Consider the following 15684-nt stretch of genomic DNA (forward strand, 5'->3'; position numbering starts at 1 on the left):
TCGTCGAGTTGACACCCCTTCCCGGCTGTGGCTCGCTCCGGTACGACTCGTGACGGGGCCCGCCGGACCGCACCACCTACGCAACAGGCAGCCGCTGTAAGCAACAGGCGTGCCATCAACCCACCCACAGCGCTGGACCCCTGATCAGATTGGCGGGGTTTGGGGCAGAGCTCCCAAGGGGAAGCACGCAACAGCCAGAGACCTACGCAACTGGGGAACGCTACGAACAACAAACCGGAACCCGCCAACGCAACAAGGGAAACGGCAACCGACGCGCCCCCAGAAACAACAAAACGGGCGTGCACCCCCGTTGAAAGGTGCACGCCCGTTAAGGCAGAACAAAAGCCCCAACTGGGGCCAAGATCACTTGAGCGAGATCTTGGCGCCGGCAGCCTCGAGCTTCTCCTTGGCGGCCTCGGCAACGTCCTTCGCGACGTTCTCGAGCAGCGGCTTCGGAGCAGCCTCGACGAGCTCCTTGGCCTCCTTCAGGCCCAGGCCCGAGACGACCTCGCGGACGACCTTGATGACCTGGATCTTCTTGTCGCCGGCGCCCTCGAGAACGACGGTGAACTCGTCCTTCTCCTCCTCGGCGGCCGGAGCGGCACCCGCGGGGCCCGCAACGACAGCGGCGACCGGAGCCGCGGCGGTGACCTCGAAGGTCTCCTCGAACTGCTTCACGAACTCGGACAGCTCCAGGAGGGTCATCTCCTTGAAAGCGTCGAGCAGCTCTTCGGTGCTGAGCTTCGCCATGATCGGCGTTCCTTTCTATCTCCCGCGCGAAAGCGTCGGGTGTGTCTTCGGGTGATCAGCTTTCGGCGGGAGCGTCGGCCTCGGCGGCGGGTGCCGCAGCGGCCTTCTTCTCCTGCAGGGCAGCAGCCAGGCGAGCGACCTGGGAAGCCGGGGCGTTGAACAGACCCGCGGCCTTGGCCAGGTTGCCCTTCATCGCGCCCGCGAGCTTCGCGAGCAGCACCTCACGGCTTTCGAGGTCTGCAATCGCAGTGACCTCTTCGACCGAGAGCGGGCGGCCATCCATGTAGCCGCCCTTGATGACCAGGGCCTTGTTGTCCTTCGCGAAGTCGCGGATCGCCTTGGCGGCGTCGACGGGCTCGCCCTCGACGAACGCGATGGCGGTCGGACCGGAAAGAAGGGCCTCGAGGCCCTCCACGCCGGCGTCCGCAGCGGCCAGCTTGACCAGCGTGTTCTTCGCGACGGTGTACTTGGTGCCCGCGCCGAGAGCGCGACGCAGCGTGGTGAGCTGCGCCATGGAGAGGCCACGGTACTCAGTGACAACCGCTGCCGAGCTGCTGCGGAACGAATCCGCGAGCTCAGCGACCGCCGTAACCTTCGTGGGCTTCGCCATGATCGCCTCCTCTCTGGGCTGGGTTAGACCGCCGATCAGAGAAGGCTCCGAAACAACAAAAACGCCCACGCGCACAAGCAGCACGGGGCGTCACGAACGAGCCTCGTCCTCCCTGCGCGGGCCGCCCGTGTTGCAACGGGGCCTTCGTTCTCCTCGCGGAGAAAACCAGCGGTCTTCGGTAGAACCACCGATGAGACTACGCGAGTCGTGTCCGCCGATCCAAATCGGCATGATGTGACCTGTGACCGACGAGCCCGGCAAGGACCTCGCGCCCCGCCAGCCGCAGCCCCCTGCACCTCCGATGGACCCGGAGCAGCTCAAGCAGTTCCAGGAGTTCCAACGGTTCCAGGAGTTCCAGCGCTACCAGGAGGCCACGGGCCAGGCTCCGCAGGCGCCGAAGTCCGCGCGCACCGGCAGGGCGTGGTGGCTCATCGTGCTGCTCAGCCCTGTCTTCTGGCGGCTCCTGACGTTCCTCGTCGTCGTGGTTTCCGCCATCTGGGCCTACAACCACTTCTTCGGCGCCGACGAGCCGGGCGACGTCGCGTCCGACAGCGGCGGCGTGACGGGCCCGGCTCAGGGACTCTCCGCCCCGGCAGGTCTGCAGGGCACTGTCGGCATGTTCTACAAGCACGTCTCGTTCGCGGACACGACCCGCGCCTGCACCCTCTTCCTGCGCGACGACACCCGTCAGAAGTTCGCCAACGGCTTCAACGCAAGCGATTGCGCCGCCGCCGTCAAGGACCTGAAGACCAAGGTCACGAGCGTCGACAAGTACCAGCAGGTGATGTTCCCGCCGGACATGCTCAAGACACCGACCACCACCAAGGTCACCATCAACTCGTGCGAGCTGACCGTGGAAGGCGGCCCGCGACTCGGCACCTTCGTCGTCGAGAAGGTCGGTTCCGGCTGGGTCATCACCGACTGGTCCCCCAGCACCTGTGGTTGATCGGGGTGCATGGCAAACGCACTGGGGGTGCCCAGCCCTGACGAGGTCGCGTACATGCACGACGTGGCTGCGGCCGCGGTCCAGGCCGAGCTCCACCGAGTCCACAAGCCCGGCGGACTGCTGCGCATCGGCGCTAGCCGCGCGCGAATGACTCGACGGCGCGGGCCAGGCTCTCCTCGCCACGGCCGTCGAGAACCTGCTGGTCCACCAGGGCTTTCAGCTCGGAGAGCGCCCCGAACGGAACGCCCTGCGCTTCGGTGGCCCGGATGAGCAGCGCCAAGCCCGACTGGTTCATCGCGAGGCTCGACTCCCCGCCGGTGTAGCTGCCGCTGTCGATCTCCTCGGCGAACGTGTGCAGCGCCGGCTGCATGTCCGTCAGCCAGGACAACAGCATCGGCGTGAGATCGGCGGCCTTGATGCCGCCTGCCCGCGCCAACGCCGCCGCGTGCAGGAACCCGCCGAGCAACCCGTACATCCCGGAGAGGATCGCCGCGTCGTACCCGGACGCGCGACCGGCGTCCTCTCCCAGGAACGTGACCTTTCCCAGCAGCGCCAACACGTTCTGCCAGCGTTCGTGCACGAGCGGGGAGCCGCTGTAGTTGATGGACGATTCTGCGGTGCCGATCGTCTGGGGCACCGCGTACACCGCGCCGTGCAGGTACTCGGCGCCGTTCTCGTAAGCCCATCGCGCCAGTTCGCGTGCCTCGCCGGGAGTTCCGGATGTGAGGTTCACGAGCGCCTTCCCGCGCACGTCCACTCCGGACAGAACCTGCTGTGCCGCTCGGTTGTCGAGCACGGCCACGACGACGAGATCGCCGAGGGCCACCGCCTCGGCCACCGTTGCCGCGGCGGAGAATCCTGGAGTCTTTGCGGCAGAACGGTTCCAGACCGTCACAGGGTGGCCGGCCCGCACGAACGTCTCCGCCAGCGCGCGTCCGAGGTTTCCGAGGCCTAGCACGGTGATCGCTTCAGATGTCATGGATCCAGCTTCGCCACCCGTGATCAACTCAACCAGTGACCGGAATGACCCCTTTCACCAAATTCCTGCCATAGGCTGGAAACCATGAGCGCTGGATCCGTCGCCCTGATCGTGCCCAGCGACTTCGGCGTCGTGGACCTCTACGAGCTGGGCATTCCCGCGGCCGTCTTCGGCACTCCGCAGCCCGATCTGGCCGACCCCTGGTACGAACTCTGGTTGTGCGGCACCGGATCCAGCACACGAGGCGCCGGTCCCGGATTCACGTTGCACACCACGCACGGACTCGACGACGTCGTGCACGCGGACACCGTCTTTGTTTCCTGGGTGCCGGAAGAGGTCGTCGAAGAGAACGCACCCGTACCGCCTGAGCTGGTGAAAGCCCTGCGCAACGCCCACGACAACGGCGCGCGCATCGTGTCGCAGTGCGTCGGGGCCTACGCACTGGCCGAGGCAGGACTGCTCGACGGACGCAGGGCGACCGCGCACTGGATGCACACCGCGCTGCTGGCCGAGCGGTACCCGAAGATCGAGGTCGACGACTCGGTGCTCTACGTCGACGAGGGTGACGTGCTGACCAGCGCCGGCATGACCGCGGGACTCGACCTCTGCCTGCACCTGGTGCGCCGCGACCTGGGCGCGCACGTGGCGAACCAGCTGGCTCGCCGGATGATCGTGCCTGGTCACCGGCCCGGCAGCAGGAGCCAGGTGATCGACCTCCCGGTTCCGCCGGACGATCAGGGCCTGGAGTCGGCGCTCGACTGGGCGCGCACCCGTCTCGACGAACCGTTGACGATCGAGGACCTGGCCCGCAAGGCCGCCATGAGCCCGCGAACCTTCCACCGCAAGCTCCAGGCCACCGGCACCACGCCGTTGCAGTGGCTGCTCAACGAACGGATCGCGCGGGCGCAGGCGTTGCTGGAGACCACGACCCTGTCGGTCGAGAGGATCGCGGGACTGAGCGGCATCGGCACGGCGAACAACCTCCGTCACCACTTCCTGAAGCAGGTGGGGATGTCGCCGACCGACTACCGGCAGCAAAAAGCCCCGGTGCCGAAGCACCGGGGCGTTTCACAAAGCTAAAACCGTTGAGGCTCAGGCCTCGTCCACCAGCATGTTGCGGGTGCGGTTCGGGTCGACCGGGATGCCGGGGCCCATCGTCGTGGAGACGGTGACCTTCTTGACGTACCGGCCCTTGGCGGCGGACGGCTTGGCGCGGAGCACCTCGTCCAGAGCAGCCGCGTAGTTCTCGACCAGCTTCTCGGGGTCGAACGACACCTTGCCGATGACGAAGTGCAGGTTGGCCTGCTTGTCAACGCGGAAGTTGATCTTTCCGCCCTTGATGTCGTTGACGGCCTTGGCGACCTCGGGGGTCACGGTGCCGGTCTTGGGGTTCGGCATCAGGCCACGCGGGCCCAGGATGCGGGCGATGCGGCCGACCTTCGCCATCTGGTCGGGGGTCGCGATCGCGGCGTCGAAGTCGAGCCAGCCACCCTGGATGCGCTCGATCAGGTCCTCGGAGCCAACGGCGTCCGCACCGGCGGCCTCGGCCTCAGCGGCCTTGTCACCGGTTGCGAAGACGATCACGCGGGCGGTCTTGCCCGTACCGTGCGGCAGGTTCACGGTGCCGCGGACCATCTGGTCGGCCTTGCGAGGGTCGACGCCGAGGCGAATCGCGACCTCGACGGTCGAGTCCAGCTTCACCTTGGACGTTTCCTTGGCGAGCTTGGCGGCCTCCAGCGGCGAGTACAGCCGCTCCCGGTCCACCAGCTCGGCGGCGGCCTTGTAGGCCTTGCTGCGCTTCATAACTCTGTCCTTACCGTGGATCAGTTCGTGGTGAATGAGCCGCGCTCGGCTCTCCCACGCTTGCTTGAAAGTTCTCGATCAGCCTTCGACCGTGATGCCCATGGAACGGGCGGTGCCGGCGATGATCTTCGCGGCCTGGTCGATGTCGTTCGCGTTCAGGTCGACCATCTTGGTCTGCGCGATCTGACGCACCTGCTCCATGGTCACCTTGGCGACCTTGACGCGGTGCGGCTCGCCGCTGCCCTTGTCGACACCAGCGGCGGCGAGGATGAGTCGCGCGGCCGGAGGGGTCTTCAGCTTGAAGTCGAACGAACGGTCTTCGTACACGGAGATCTCAACCGGCACGACCTGACCGCGCTGCGACTCGGTCGCGGCGTTGTAGGCCTTGCAGAACTCCATGATGTTGACGCCGTGCTGACCAAGCGCGGGACCGACGGGCGGCGCCGGGTTGGCGGCACCAGCCTTGATCTGCAGCTTGATGATCGCTGACAGCTTCTTCTTCTTGGGTGGCATTGTCCGTACTTCCTGTTATTGCGGTGTCCGCGCGCGGCCCTGCCAGCCGCAGCGTGGCCGATCGGTCTCCCCTTGCGGGAAGACCGCTCAGATCTTGGAGACCTGGCTGAACGACAGCTCGACCGGCGTCTCCCGGCCGAAGATCGACACCAGGACCTTCAGCTTCTGGCCGTCCGCGTTGACCTCGCTGATCGTCGCGGGCAGCGTGGCGAACGGTCCGTCCATGACGGTGACCGACTCGCCCACCTCGAAGTCGACCTCGATCGTCGGCTTCGGAGCAGCGGACGCGGCGGCCTTCTTGCCCTCGGCCGGCTTCTGCTCGCCCTGGGGGAGCAGGAACTTCAGCACCTCGTCGATCGTGAGGGGCGAGGGCTTCGAGGTGGCTCCGACGAACCCGGTGACGCCCGGCGTGTTGCGGACGGCGCTCCAGGACGCGTCGGTGAGCTCCATGCGGACCAGGATGTAGCCGGGCAGCACCTTGCGCTGCACCAGCTTGCGCTGGCCGTTCTTGATCTCGGTGACCTCTTCGGTCGGCACCTCGACCTGGAAGATGTAGTCCTCCATGTCGAGCGTGTGGATACGAGTCTCGAGGTTCGCCTTGACCTTGTTCTCGTAACCGGCGTACGAGTGCACGACGTACCAGTCGCCGGGCGCGTGGCGCAGGGCCTGACGCAGCTCTTCGGCGGGGTCGGCGATCTCTTCGTCGATCGGGGTCTCGTCGATGGCGAGAACGTCGACGTCCTCTTCAGCCTCGACGGCGTCCTCGGTGTCCGTGGCCTCCGACTCGACCGTCTCGTCGACCGCGGTGTCCTCGGACACCTCGTCGTCGGTGAGGTCGGTCAGCTCCTGGGCGTCGACGCCGTGATCGGAGGTCACTGTGGATCTCGCTTCCTTATTGCAGCGGCAGCTGTCCGGCTCAGCCGAACAACTCGAAAACAGCCGCGCCGAAGCCGAGGTCGAGAGCCCACACCAGCGCAACCATGAACACCACGAACACGAGGACAACGCCCGTGTACGTGACGAGCTGCTTGCGCGTCGGCCAGATCACCTTGCGGAGTTCGCCGATGACCTCGCGGATGTAGCGGAAGAACCGCCCGATCAGCGAGGGACGCTTCTCCTGTCCTTCACGGGTCTTGGTCGGGCGACCCTTCTTCGACTCCTCGTCCGAGGCGTCGGACTTGGCGTCGCTCTTCTTCGACTCAGCGCTGCTGCCGTCCTTGCGGGCGGCCGGGCGAGAGGAGGCACGACGTTCACGTCGCGCCGCAGCAGTGGACGGCCGGACAGCGCCTTCGCGCTCCTCCGGCTGGTCCTGCTCGCGGCCCTCGCTCATGCCGTCCTCCACTCGACCGATGACGCTTCGACAGCAGGGGCGACAGGACTTGAACCTGCAACCTGCGGTTTTGGAGACCGCTGCTCTGCCAGTTGAGCTACACCCCTTTGAGATCTCTTGCAGAGACCCCCTGGCCACAAGATTGGAAGTGTACGGGAGCATCCCCGGACCACTCCAACCAGACCGCCCAAGCTATTGCCGAGCGGCCTGTCACACAGCCTACCCATACGAGTGCCGAGAACACGAATCAGGGTCGGGCAACTGTGCCCGACCCCGTGTGTCAAGAAACACGTACGCGAGCAAAAGCCCCGGTCAGGACCGACTTGCCGTCGAAAGCCGCGTTGATGTTGACCTTCACAGTTCCGTCTTCGAAGTCCTTGGTGACCTTCGCGGTGACGTCGACCAGCGCGCCCTCGTCGTCGTTGGGCACCACGACGGGCCTTCCGAACCGGCAGCCGTACTCGACGATCGCGCCGGGATCCCCGAGCCACTCCGCGACGATCCGCGACGCCACGGCCATCGTGAGCATGCCGTGCGCGATGACGTCCGGCAGGCTGACGTCCTTCGCGGTCTTCTCGTTCCAGTGGATGGGGTTGAAGTCCAGCGAGGCCCCCGCGTAGCGCACCAGGTCGGCGCGCTTGAGGCGGACGGACAGCGCCGGCAGCTCGGTACCAACCTCGATCGTCACGCGTCTTCTCCCCTCACGACGAGCATCGACTTGGCGGTCGTGACGAGCTCGCCCTCGATCGTGCTGATCTCCGTCCGCACGGTGACCATGTCGTTGCCCATGCGGGACGTGATGGCGTCGATGTGCGCCACGCACACGAGCTGGTCGCCCGCGGTGATGGGACGGTGGTGCGTGAAGTTCTGGTCGCCGTGCACGACGCGGCTGTAGTCGAGCTTCAGCTCCGGGTCGAACATCACGGTCTCGTTGGTCTTCATCGACACCACGATCGCGAACGTCGGCGGCGCGATGACGTCCCTGTGCCCCAACGCCTTCGCGGCTTCTGCGTCGCGGTAGGCCGGGCTGGTCGCGCCGATGGCGTCGGCGAACTCGCGGATCTTCTCGCGGCTCACGTCGTACGGCTGCGACGGCGGATAACTACGTCCGATGAAGGCGGGGTCGAGAGGCACCCGAGAAGCCTATAGGGCTCCTCGGACACCGCAGAAACGACGAAGCCCGCCCCAGGTGCGGGACGGGCTTCGTCGAAGATTCGCTACGCGCTCAGCGGGTTTCCTTGTGCGCGCGGTGCGTCTTGCAGTTCGGGCAGAACTTCTTGATCTCCAGGCGGTCCGGGTCGTTGCGCCGGTTCTTCCTGGTGATGTAGTTCCGGTGCTTGCACTCCTCGCACGCGAGGGTGATCTTCGGGCGTACGTCGGTTGCAGCCACGGTCCTTGCCTTCCTGAGAGCACATGGTTCCCGGCCTCTTGCGAGGCGACCGGCGTGGGCTTACCACCCGGCGGGGTCTGGGGGTGCAGCCCCCAGGGGATGTGATTGCGGAGCGAGGACGGTCGGCGCTTTCCGCCGACAGACCCCACCCACTCGCGTAGCGGTGGCCGGACTTGAACCGGCGACACAGCGATTATGAGCCGCTTGCTCTACCAACTGAGCTACACCGCTATACACAACTTAAGCCGCGATGCTGACATCGCGGCCGAGTCGTGGAGCCCCTTTACGGAATCGAACCGTAGACCTTCTCCTTACCATGGAGACGCTCTGCCGACTGAGCTAAAGGGGCTTGCTCTTTCGTTCTTGCCGAGCAAGGAGAACTCTACAACACGCGGCAACCAAGAACGAAATCCGGGGGTGCCTCTAGTGCACCAGCGTGAGCACCGTCTCATCGCGAGCACCCCTGACCTGCACCGTTCGTGCGCGCAGCCACGCCTCGAAGCGGTCCTCGGACAGCGGCCGGGAGATCAGGTAGCCCTGGGCGACATCGCAGCCCATGCCGACCAACTGGTCGCGCGCGGCGTCGTCCTCCACGCCCTCGGCCACCACGACGAGACCGAGTGAGTGCCCGAGCTCGACGATCGACCGGACCACGGCCATGTCGCCGAGATCCGTGCCCATCCCGAGCACGAACGACTTGTCGATCTTCACCTCGTCGACCGGCAGCTGGCGCAGGTACGCCAGTGACGAGTAGCCGGTGCCGAAGTCGTCGACCGCCAGCACGACACCGATGGCGTGCAGGCGCCGCAGCACCGGCAGAGCGCGCTCGGGATCGGCCATGACGCCCGACTCGGTCAGCTCGAACGTCAGCAGGCCCGAGGGCACGTCGTGGCGCTGCAGAGCGGCTTCCACGCGGTTCGGGAAGTCCTCGTCGCCCAGCGTCCGCACGGACAGGTTGACCGCGATGGACATCCGCAGCCCGCGGTCGAGCCAGCGGCGCACGCGTTCCAGCGCCCGGTCCATCACGAAGTCCGTCAGCACGTCCACGAGACCGGTGGCCTCGACGGCCGGCACGAACTCGTCCGGGTCGACGCGGCCGAACTCCGGATGTGTCCAGCGCACCAACGCTTCCGCGCCGACGACCTGACGGGACGGCAGGGCGACCTTCGGCTGGTAGTGCACCGAGATCTGGCCGGTCTCGACGGCCTGGCGGAACTGCGTCACGAGCTGGAAGCGGCGCAGGAACAGGTGGCCCATCGAAGGCGCGTAGGCCTTGACCGGCGTGCCCTCCGACGTCGCGCGCACGGCGACGTCCGCCCGCTGCAGCAACGCGTCGGGGTCCGGGTCCTCGGTCTCGGAGTCCGCTTTGGACGCGTATCCGACGACGGCGGAAGCCTCGACCGTGAGCCGATCCACGGGATACGGCACGGAAAGCCCGGCGCGCAGTCGTTCCGCGATCTCGTGGGCGTCACCGGCACGTGAGTCGTCGAGGAACGCGGCGAAAGCGCCACCTTCCAAGCGCGCCAACGGAACGTCGGCGCCGAGAGCATCGCGCAGCCGGCGTCCGGCCGCGACGACCATGCGGTTTCCCCAGGCCTGGCCCAGCGCGTCGGACACCGTCGACAGGATGTCGAGGTCGATCCGCAGCACCACGCCCTTCTGGGAGTCGCGCAACGGTTCGGCGCACGCCTCGCGCAGGCCCGGCCGGTTGAGCAGGCCGGTCAGCGGGTCGTGGTAGGCGTCGTGGCGCAACCGGGCCAGCAGGCGCCGGTTGTCGACGGCCGTCGCGAGGTGCGAGGCCAGGGTGCGCAGCAGCTGGATGTCCGCCTTGCCGAAACCACGCCAGCGCGAGAGCCGGTCGTGCGCCTCGACAGCGCCGAGCAGCTGGGTCGCTCCGCGCAACGGGACGACGAGCGCTTCTTGCGCATCACGGCGCAGCAGGGCCTCGGTGACGTCCTCGGTGGCGTCGGCCACGCGGTAGTAGCGGACGTGGGTGCCGGGCAGCTGCAGGATCGGGTCCTCGCGCACGGCCCGCGGGTCGGTGGCGGCCATCTCGTCGGGCAGCGGTTCGCCGGCGACGAGAGTGATCATGGCTTCCTGCGGGTCGGTGCGCAGGCGCAGCACGACCCTGTTCGCGTTGAGCTGCTCGCGGATGCGTTCCGCGATGAGCTGCCACTCGTCCTCTTCGACGCCCGTGGTCAGGTCGTCGTCGGGCTGGCGCGGGCCGGTGCCGTGCTGTCCCGACCTCGCGACGCGCAGGCTGACCTCGCTCAACGCCTCGAGGTCGCGCTGTTCCCGCAGCAGGCCCGAGTAGGCGAGGTAGGTGGCCACGATGCCCGCGAGCACCAGGACGATCAGGAGGCCGCCCCATTTGGTGGTGGCGACGATCTGGTAGCCGACGAGACCGGCGGAGGTGTTCAGCAACGCCACGACGAGCGTCTGCAGCACGAGACGGACGCTGTTGCCGACGCGCATCGACTTGCCCATGAGCCGCAACGCGCAGAGGCCGAGCACGCTCGCGAGCAGCGGCACGGTGATGGTGCCGACGAACGCACCGGCCCAGAACGGCCCACCGGCGCCGACGAGCCTGTTCACGGCCTCTGCCGCGGCGAACGCGACCGAGATCTCCATGAACATGAGTCCGGCGTTGTACACGGCGCGGTCGAGGATCCTGCGCCCGAGCAACGTGCCCACGCCCGCGACCACGTGCGCGGCGAGCACGACCTCGAACGGTGCCACGAGCAAGCCCAGGACCAGCGGGATCTCGGTGAAGGAGATCGTCCACGCGACGCCGCTGCGGACGTCGACGTTGATCGCGAGCTGTTCCGCCAGCAGGAAGCCGACGACGAGAAGGGGGCCGATCCAGAAGAGGGAGGTGTTCTCCTTCTCCGGAAGCCATGCCGCGACCATGCCCGCGCAGACGACACCGGCCACCAGGAGGGTGACGGCGAACGCGCTGAACGCGCGGTTGGTCGACTTGGCCGACCAGGCGGCCGAGTCCGACACGGGGGCCGACGCTCGGTCGGACATCCAGCCTCCTCGTCGGCCTGGGGTGGGGGGAACCTCTAGGCGTGACTGAGGGGTCCCGCACTTGGCGATCAGGACCCCTCCAGGGGCACCAATGTACCCCGCTCGGGGGACGAAATGGCAGGTCGAGCACCCCGAGTGACCCTTATTCACCCAGACGTGGTTACACGCTCAGGTGCCCGCGGAGCACTGTCACGGCCTGACCGGAGAGCAGTACGCGATCTTGGACGAGGGTCGTCCGCACGAACCCTCCCCGCGGTGACGCCTGCTCCGCCAGCAGGTCAGCGCGCTGCAGCCGAGACACCCAATAGGACGCCAGCGTGCAGTGGGCCGAACCGGTGACGGGGTCCTCCGGGATGCCGGCGGCCGGATAAAAACAGCGACTCACGACGTCAGCTTCACCGTCGCCAACAGCCGTCACGATTACTCCGCGTGACGAGATCTGTGTCAGTCCTTGGACATCAGGTCGCAAGGAACGGACTTCCGCCGCGCTTCCCAACTCGATCAGGTAGTCGAAGCGCCCACGTGAGACGGACTTGATCGTCGCATGTGGCAGCGCTTCTACTAGTCCGATTGGCGGGTCAGTCAACTCTGGAGGGTCCGCCGGGAAGTCCATCCGGATCCATCCATCGTCATTCACGCATGTGAGGACACCACTACGCGTGGTGAACTTCTGCTCTCCGCCCAGCACGTGGGCCGTGGCGAGCGTGGCGTGCCCGCAGAGGTCGACCTCCACCGTCGGCGTGAACCAGCGGAGGTGGTTGTCGGGGGTGACGAACGCAGTCTCGGCGTGCTTCATCTCGGCTGCGACGTTCTGCATCCAGGCGTCGTCGCGAGGCTCGGTGAGGAGCACGACGCCGGCCGGGTTGCCCGCGAAGGGCCGGTCAGTGAACGAATCCACCACGTAGATCTCCACACCCAGACCCTCCCATGCTCAGATGGGTCGTGGCCGACTTCTTCACGTACCGCGAATCAGACCCGGACTCGCTGCTGCCCACGTGGGGAGCACTGCGCACGCACGGGCTCAACTGGCAGCCCGGCTGGGACCTGCCCGCGTTGCTCGACGAGTGGGAGACCCGGCTCACCGGCGCGGACGACCCGGACACCGCCGCGATCGTGGTGCTGCCGAGCCACGAGACCGCGGACGCGCTTCCACTGGTCCGGCACGGGTTCGCGCCGCTGGTCGTGATCGCCGAACGCCGCGCGGGGCACGCCGTCGCCGCTCGCCCGTCGGATGTTCGGATCCGGCCCGCGACGCACGCGGACCTGGACGTCGCGGTCAAGCTCAACCTCGACACCATCAGGTACGACGAGGCGTTCGGGATGGTCAACGTGCGCCCGAACAGCGCGGAGCACCTGAGGAAGTCGCTGGGCGAGGTGCTGGACCGCCCCACCGAGTCGATGTGGCTCGCGGTTCGCGGCGACACGCCCGTCGGCATGGTTTACGTCGACATGCCGGAGGACGCGCTCTGGGTCGAGCGGTACGCGCGCGCCCGGCCGTTCGCGTATCTCGGCCACCTCGGCGTACGGCCCGATGATCGGCGCACGGGTGCGGGCAGCGCGTTGGTCGCCCACGTGCACGCCTTGATGGACCGCTCCGGAGTGGCGTCGACGCTGCTCCACCACGCTCTGCCGAACCCGCGCTCGACGCCGTTCTGGTACTCGCACGGGTACCGGCCGAGTTGGACGCTCTGGGTTCGCCGGCCTGCCCTGAGGTCGTGACTGCGCAGCTCCCACGGCGTGTCTTCGTGACCCGAACGGCCTAGAGGCGCATGATCTACCCGTTCACACAAGCGAAGAACCCAAACGACACCGTACTTGTGGAACGAATCCGGCCTCTATTTCGACAAAGGGGTAGCGGATTCGGACACCACGCCTGGGGGGTCGAGATGGAACTGAGCGGAAGAGCGAGATCGATGCTGCGAGCTGTCGCGGCAGGTCGTGCCGAGGTCACCGGCGGCACGGAGCCCGAGCTGTACGTCGACGGGCTGCCCTGCTGCGACCAGATGGCGACGCACGACCTCGTGCACGCGGGACTGCTGCGCCCCACGCAGCCGACGAGCTTCGGCCGCCGCGTCTGCGCGGAGCTGACCGACGACGGCCGGGCGGCACTCGCCGCCAGTTGATCGGCGTGTTGACCACTCGATGATCGAACATTTGTTCGACATGGGGTATGCTGCGCGCTGAAGCCGGCACGCAAGAGAGAGGAAGCTCTTGCGCGCCGGCTTCAACCTTTGTGGACTCTCAGGCCACCTTCTGCTGCGTGCCCACGTTCATCCGGTTCCAGAGGTTGATCGCGCCGATGGCGATCATGAGCCCGGCGAGCTGGTCCTCGGTGTAGTGCTTCGCCGCCTCGGCCCACACCTCGTCGCTCACGTGCACGTGCGTGACCTGCTCGGCGAGCGCGAACCCCGCCTTCTCCGCGTCCGTGTAGTACGGCACGTCCCGCCAGCCGGCGACGGCGTAGACCTTCTCGTCCGCGACCTTCGCCTCGCGCAGCAGCTTGGTGTGGTAGTCGATGCACGCGCCGCAGCCGTTCATGATGCTGACGCGCAGGCAGATCAGCTCCACGTAGTCCTTGTCCAGCCCCGTTTTCCCCGCTGCCGTGGACAGGTCCAGCAGGGCCTTCATCGCGCCGGGCACCGAGATGATCGGGTTGGCGATCCTCATCTTCGTTCTCCTTGTCCTCATCGTCTTCTGCCCTCTCGACCCGGTGGGCGACCGATGTGTGACAGGTGGTTCGAAGATTTTTTCTACGCGCTGATCCCCTGGCCGAGGCCGCCGTCGACGGCAAGCTCGGAGCCGGTCGTGAACGTGGCGTCGAACGCCAGGAAGAGCACGGCGTCGGCCACCTCGTCCATGGTGCCGTGGCGCTTGAGCGGCGTGATGCGGTCGCCCTCGTCCTTGAACTGCCGCAGAACCTCCTGCGGCACACCGGACACGCCCATCGACGGGGTGTCGATGAAGCCGGGGCTGACGACGTTGACCCGGATCTTCGGCGCGAGCTCGGCGGCGAGGCCCCTGGAGAACGCCCTGACCGCGGCTTTCGCACCCGCGTAGACGCTCAGGCCGGGCGAACCCAGGTTCACCGCGACGCTGGTGGTGAAGACGATCGAGCCGCCTTCCTTGATCAGCGGCGCCAGGTGCTGTGCCGTGAAGAACGCGCCCTTGGTGTTCACGTCGAACGTGCGGTCGTAGTCGGCTTCGGTGGCCTCTTCGAACGGGGTGAGCGTGGAGAAGCCGACGTTGATGAACAGCAGATCGATGTCCTGCAGTCGTTGTGCCACTTCGGTTTTGAGCTTGACGATGTCGTTCAGGTCCGCCGCGTCCGACGCGATGGCGTGGGCCTTGACGCCCTCGGCCTTCTCGATCGTGCGGCCGGTGAGCAGGACTTCGGCGCCTCCTTCGACCAGCTTGTCGACGACCGCGCGGCCCATGCCGTGCGTGCCGCCGGTGACGACGGCCTTGCGCCCCAGGTACTTCACTTCCGGATCTCCTCGATGACGCTCGCGATGCTGTGCGCGCCGTGGCCGTTGCGTTGGGCGCGCTGGAAAAGGTCGTGCAGTGCTCGTGGCACCGCGGTGTCGAGGCCCTGCTCCTCGTTCGCCTCGGTGAGCAGGCGCAGGCCTTCGACGTTGATGTCCAATGCGGACACATCGGTCTCGTACTGCTTGCTGTGTGTTTGTTCGCCCATCTCGGGCAGGAAGGTGCCGACGGTGGCGAGCCAGTCGGTGGCCAGCGGCGTGAACTGGTCCGGCATGATTCCCGCGGTCTGGATCAGGGCCTGGGCCTGCAGGAACCCGCCGAACGTCGACCACATGATCCCGAGCAGCGCCAGGTCGTACAGCGCGGCCAGCCCGGCGTCCTCACCCAGGTGGACGGGCTCGCCGAACGCTTGCAGGACGTGGTGGTTCTCGTTGCCGCTGAACAGGATCCGGGCCTGCTTCGTGCCGATCTGCTGCGGCACGGCCATGATCACGCCGTCGACGTACTCGACACCGTTGGTCTTCGCCCATTCCGCGGTCGCGCGGGCCTGTTCCGGCGTGCCGGACGTGAGGTTGACGAGCGTCTTGATGGTCTTGCTGAGCAGTGGTTGCTGGACCTCGTAGGTCGGCAGGCACGTCACCACGACGTCCGATTCGAACGCTTCTTCCGGCGTGGTAACGGTTTTGGTGCCGGGAACGGTCTTCGGCGTGCGGTTCCACACGGTCACGTCGTAGCCGTCGCCGGCCAGTGCGGTGGCGAGCGCGGTACCCATCCGGCCGAGGCCGAGCACGCTCACGGTTTTCTTGATCCCCATGCCGTGAATGCTCGTTCCGCCACTGTCATGGCGACA

19 protein-coding genes and 3 tRNA genes are annotated in these 15684 nt (G+C 66.9%); 4 read left to right on the forward strand and 18 right to left on the reverse strand.

Features of this window, described 5'->3' with window-relative positions; genetic code table 11:
* Nucleotides 1-363: 363 nt before the first annotated feature.
* Entirely contained in the window at nucleotides 364-750 is a 387-nt protein-coding gene (gene rplL / locus AB0M24_RS39125; protein ID WP_363778606.1) for a 50S ribosomal protein L7/L12, read from the reverse strand.
* Between the two features lie 55 nt (nucleotides 751-805).
* Nucleotides 806-1360 carry a 50S ribosomal protein L10 gene (gene rplJ, locus AB0M24_RS39130; RefSeq protein WP_363778608.1) on the reverse strand — a complete coding sequence of 185 codons (555 nt, stop codon included), beginning with the start codon at nucleotides 1358-1360 and terminating at the stop codon, nucleotides 806-808.
* Nucleotides 1361-1601: 241 nt separating this feature from the next.
* On the opposite strand from rplJ, the gene AB0M24_RS39135 reads away from it, so the two are divergent.
* On the forward strand, nucleotides 1602-2306 hold the full coding sequence (locus tag AB0M24_RS39135; protein WP_363778610.1) for a hypothetical protein: 705 nt from the start codon (nucleotides 1602-1604) through the stop codon (nucleotides 2304-2306).
* Between the two features lie 133 nt (nucleotides 2307-2439).
* Here the strand turns inward: AB0M24_RS39135 and AB0M24_RS39140 are convergent, their stop codons facing one another.
* Nucleotides 2440-3285 carry an NAD(P)-binding domain-containing protein gene (locus AB0M24_RS39140; RefSeq protein ID WP_363778612.1) on the reverse strand — a complete coding sequence of 282 codons (846 nt, stop codon included), beginning with the start codon at nucleotides 3283-3285 and terminating at the stop codon, nucleotides 2440-2442.
* An 84-nt stretch (nucleotides 3286-3369) separates the two neighbouring features.
* On the opposite strand from AB0M24_RS39140, the gene AB0M24_RS39145 reads away from it, so the two are divergent.
* Nucleotides 3370-4365: a helix-turn-helix domain-containing protein gene (locus AB0M24_RS39145; RefSeq protein ID WP_363778614.1), complete on the forward strand. Its 996-nt coding sequence runs from the start codon at nucleotides 3370-3372 to the stop codon at nucleotides 4363-4365.
* Nucleotides 4366-4377: 12 nt separating this feature from the next.
* On the opposite strand, the gene rplA is transcribed toward AB0M24_RS39145, so the two are convergent.
* The 12 genes from rplA to AB0M24_RS39205 form a co-directional block, all read right to left on the reverse strand.
* On the reverse strand, nucleotides 4378-5088 hold the full coding sequence (gene rplA, locus AB0M24_RS39150) for a 50S ribosomal protein L1 (protein WP_030473499.1): 711 nt from the start codon (nucleotides 5086-5088) through the stop codon (nucleotides 4378-4380).
* 78 nt (nucleotides 5089-5166) lie between these two features.
* Entirely contained in the window at nucleotides 5167-5601 is a 435-nt protein-coding gene (rplK, locus tag AB0M24_RS39155) for a 50S ribosomal protein L11 (RefSeq protein ID WP_065915943.1), read from the reverse strand.
* Nucleotides 5602-5688: 87 nt separating this feature from the next.
* The gene (gene nusG, locus AB0M24_RS39160; protein WP_363778617.1) at nucleotides 5689-6477 is read right to left on the reverse strand and encodes a transcription termination/antitermination protein NusG; all 789 of its coding nucleotides are present in this window, start codon (nucleotides 6475-6477) and stop codon (nucleotides 5689-5691) included.
* 40 nt (nucleotides 6478-6517) lie between these two features.
* The gene (secE, locus tag AB0M24_RS39165; protein WP_363778619.1) at nucleotides 6518-6931 is read right to left on the reverse strand and encodes a preprotein translocase subunit SecE; all 414 of its coding nucleotides are present in this window, start codon (nucleotides 6929-6931) and stop codon (nucleotides 6518-6520) included.
* 34 nt (nucleotides 6932-6965) lie between these two features.
* Nucleotides 6966-7038 (reverse strand) — tRNA-Trp (locus AB0M24_RS39170).
* A 173-nt stretch (nucleotides 7039-7211) separates the two neighbouring features.
* Nucleotides 7212-7613: a MaoC/PaaZ C-terminal domain-containing protein gene (locus tag AB0M24_RS39175; protein ID WP_363778786.1), complete on the reverse strand. Its 402-nt coding sequence runs from the start codon at nucleotides 7611-7613 to the stop codon at nucleotides 7212-7214.
* A gap of 2 nt (nucleotides 7614-7615) precedes the next feature.
* Entirely contained in the window at nucleotides 7616-8065 is a 450-nt protein-coding gene (locus tag AB0M24_RS39180; RefSeq protein ID WP_363778621.1) for a MaoC family dehydratase N-terminal domain-containing protein, read from the reverse strand.
* 91 nt (nucleotides 8066-8156) lie between these two features.
* Nucleotides 8157-8321 (reverse strand): 50S ribosomal protein L33, encoded by a 165-nt coding sequence (gene rpmG / locus AB0M24_RS39185; protein WP_015105301.1) that lies wholly within the window; start codon nucleotides 8319-8321, stop codon nucleotides 8157-8159.
* A gap of 158 nt (nucleotides 8322-8479) precedes the next feature.
* A tRNA-Met gene (locus AB0M24_RS39190) sits at nucleotides 8480-8552 on the reverse strand.
* A gap of 42 nt (nucleotides 8553-8594) precedes the next feature.
* Nucleotides 8595-8670 (reverse strand) — tRNA-Thr (locus AB0M24_RS39195).
* 74 nt (nucleotides 8671-8744) lie between these two features.
* Nucleotides 8745-11351, reverse strand: a complete 2607-nt coding sequence (locus AB0M24_RS39200) for an EAL domain-containing protein (protein ID WP_363778623.1) — start codon at nucleotides 11349-11351, stop codon at nucleotides 8745-8747.
* Nucleotides 11352-11511: 160 nt separating this feature from the next.
* A complete protein-coding gene (locus AB0M24_RS39205) occupies nucleotides 11512-12264 on the reverse strand; it encodes a PhzF family phenazine biosynthesis protein (protein ID WP_363778625.1) in 753 nt (250 codons plus the stop codon).
* 14 nt (nucleotides 12265-12278) lie between these two features.
* On the opposite strand from AB0M24_RS39205, the gene AB0M24_RS39210 reads away from it, so the two are divergent.
* The gene (locus tag AB0M24_RS39210) at nucleotides 12279-13070 is read left to right on the forward strand and encodes a GNAT family N-acetyltransferase (RefSeq protein ID WP_363778627.1); all 792 of its coding nucleotides are present in this window, start codon (nucleotides 12279-12281) and stop codon (nucleotides 13068-13070) included.
* A gap of 194 nt (nucleotides 13071-13264) precedes the next feature.
* The gene (locus tag AB0M24_RS39215; protein ID WP_239567185.1) at nucleotides 13265-13474 is read left to right on the forward strand and encodes a hypothetical protein; all 210 of its coding nucleotides are present in this window, start codon (nucleotides 13265-13267) and stop codon (nucleotides 13472-13474) included.
* Between the two features lie 118 nt (nucleotides 13475-13592).
* Here the strand turns inward: AB0M24_RS39215 and AB0M24_RS39220 are convergent, their stop codons facing one another.
* The 3 genes from AB0M24_RS39220 to AB0M24_RS39230 all read right to left on the reverse strand — a co-directional run bounded on the left by AB0M24_RS39220 (nucleotide 13593) and on the right by AB0M24_RS39230 (nucleotide 15648).
* A complete protein-coding gene (locus tag AB0M24_RS39220) occupies nucleotides 13593-14018 on the reverse strand; it encodes a carboxymuconolactone decarboxylase family protein (RefSeq protein ID WP_363778629.1) in 426 nt (141 codons plus the stop codon).
* Nucleotides 14019-14101: 83 nt separating this feature from the next.
* Nucleotides 14102-14833: an SDR family oxidoreductase gene (locus AB0M24_RS39225; protein ID WP_363778631.1), complete on the reverse strand. Its 732-nt coding sequence runs from the start codon at nucleotides 14831-14833 to the stop codon at nucleotides 14102-14104.
* Nucleotides 14830-15648: an NAD(P)-binding domain-containing protein gene (locus tag AB0M24_RS39230; protein ID WP_363778633.1), complete on the reverse strand. Its 819-nt coding sequence runs from the start codon at nucleotides 15646-15648 to the stop codon at nucleotides 14830-14832. Before AB0M24_RS39230 ends, AB0M24_RS39225 begins: the two co-directional genes overlap by 4 nt.
* Nucleotides 15649-15684 lie beyond the last annotated feature (36 nt).

Origin of the sequence: Lentzea sp. NPDC051838 (assembly GCF_040681245.1) — a bacterium.
Lineage (GTDB): Bacteria > Actinomycetota > Actinomycetes > Mycobacteriales > Pseudonocardiaceae > Lentzea.

Bases quoted from the DNA above. Each gene is read 5' to 3' on its own strand.
- rplL (WP_363778606.1), bottom strand. From the start codon at position 750: ATGGCGAAGCTCAGCACCGAAGAGCTGCTCGACGCTTTCAAGGAGATG.
- rplJ (WP_363778608.1), bottom strand. From the start codon at position 1,360: ATGGCGAAGCCCACGAAGGTTACGGCGGTCGCTGAGCTCGCGGATTCG.
- AB0M24_RS39140 (WP_363778612.1), bottom strand. From the start codon at position 3,285: ATGACATCTGAAGCGATCACCGTGCTAGGCCTCGGAAACCTCGGACGC.
- AB0M24_RS39145 (WP_363778614.1), top strand. From the start codon at position 3,370: ATGAGCGCTGGATCCGTCGCCCTGATCGTGCCCAGCGACTTCGGCGTC.
- rplA (WP_030473499.1), bottom strand. From the start codon at position 5,088: ATGAAGCGCAGCAAGGCCTACAAGGCCGCCGCCGAGCTGGTGGACCGG.
- rplK (WP_065915943.1), bottom strand. From the start codon at position 5,601: ATGCCACCCAAGAAGAAGAAGCTGTCAGCGATCATCAAGCTGCAGATC.
- secE (WP_363778619.1), bottom strand. From the start codon at position 6,931: ATGAGCGAGGGCCGCGAGCAGGACCAGCCGGAGGAGCGCGAAGGCGCT.
- AB0M24_RS39200 (WP_363778623.1), bottom strand. From the start codon at position 11,351: ATGTCCGACCGAGCGTCGGCCCCCGTGTCGGACTCGGCCGCCTGGTCG.
- AB0M24_RS39210 (WP_363778627.1), top strand. From the start codon at position 12,279: ATGCTCAGATGGGTCGTGGCCGACTTCTTCACGTACCGCGAATCAGAC.
- AB0M24_RS39215 (WP_239567185.1), top strand. From the start codon at position 13,265: ATGCTGCGAGCTGTCGCGGCAGGTCGTGCCGAGGTCACCGGCGGCACG.
- AB0M24_RS39220 (WP_363778629.1), bottom strand. From the start codon at position 14,018: ATGAGGATCGCCAACCCGATCATCTCGGTGCCCGGCGCGATGAAGGCC.
- AB0M24_RS39230 (WP_363778633.1), bottom strand. From the start codon at position 15,648: ATGGGGATCAAGAAAACCGTGAGCGTGCTCGGCCTCGGCCGGATGGGT.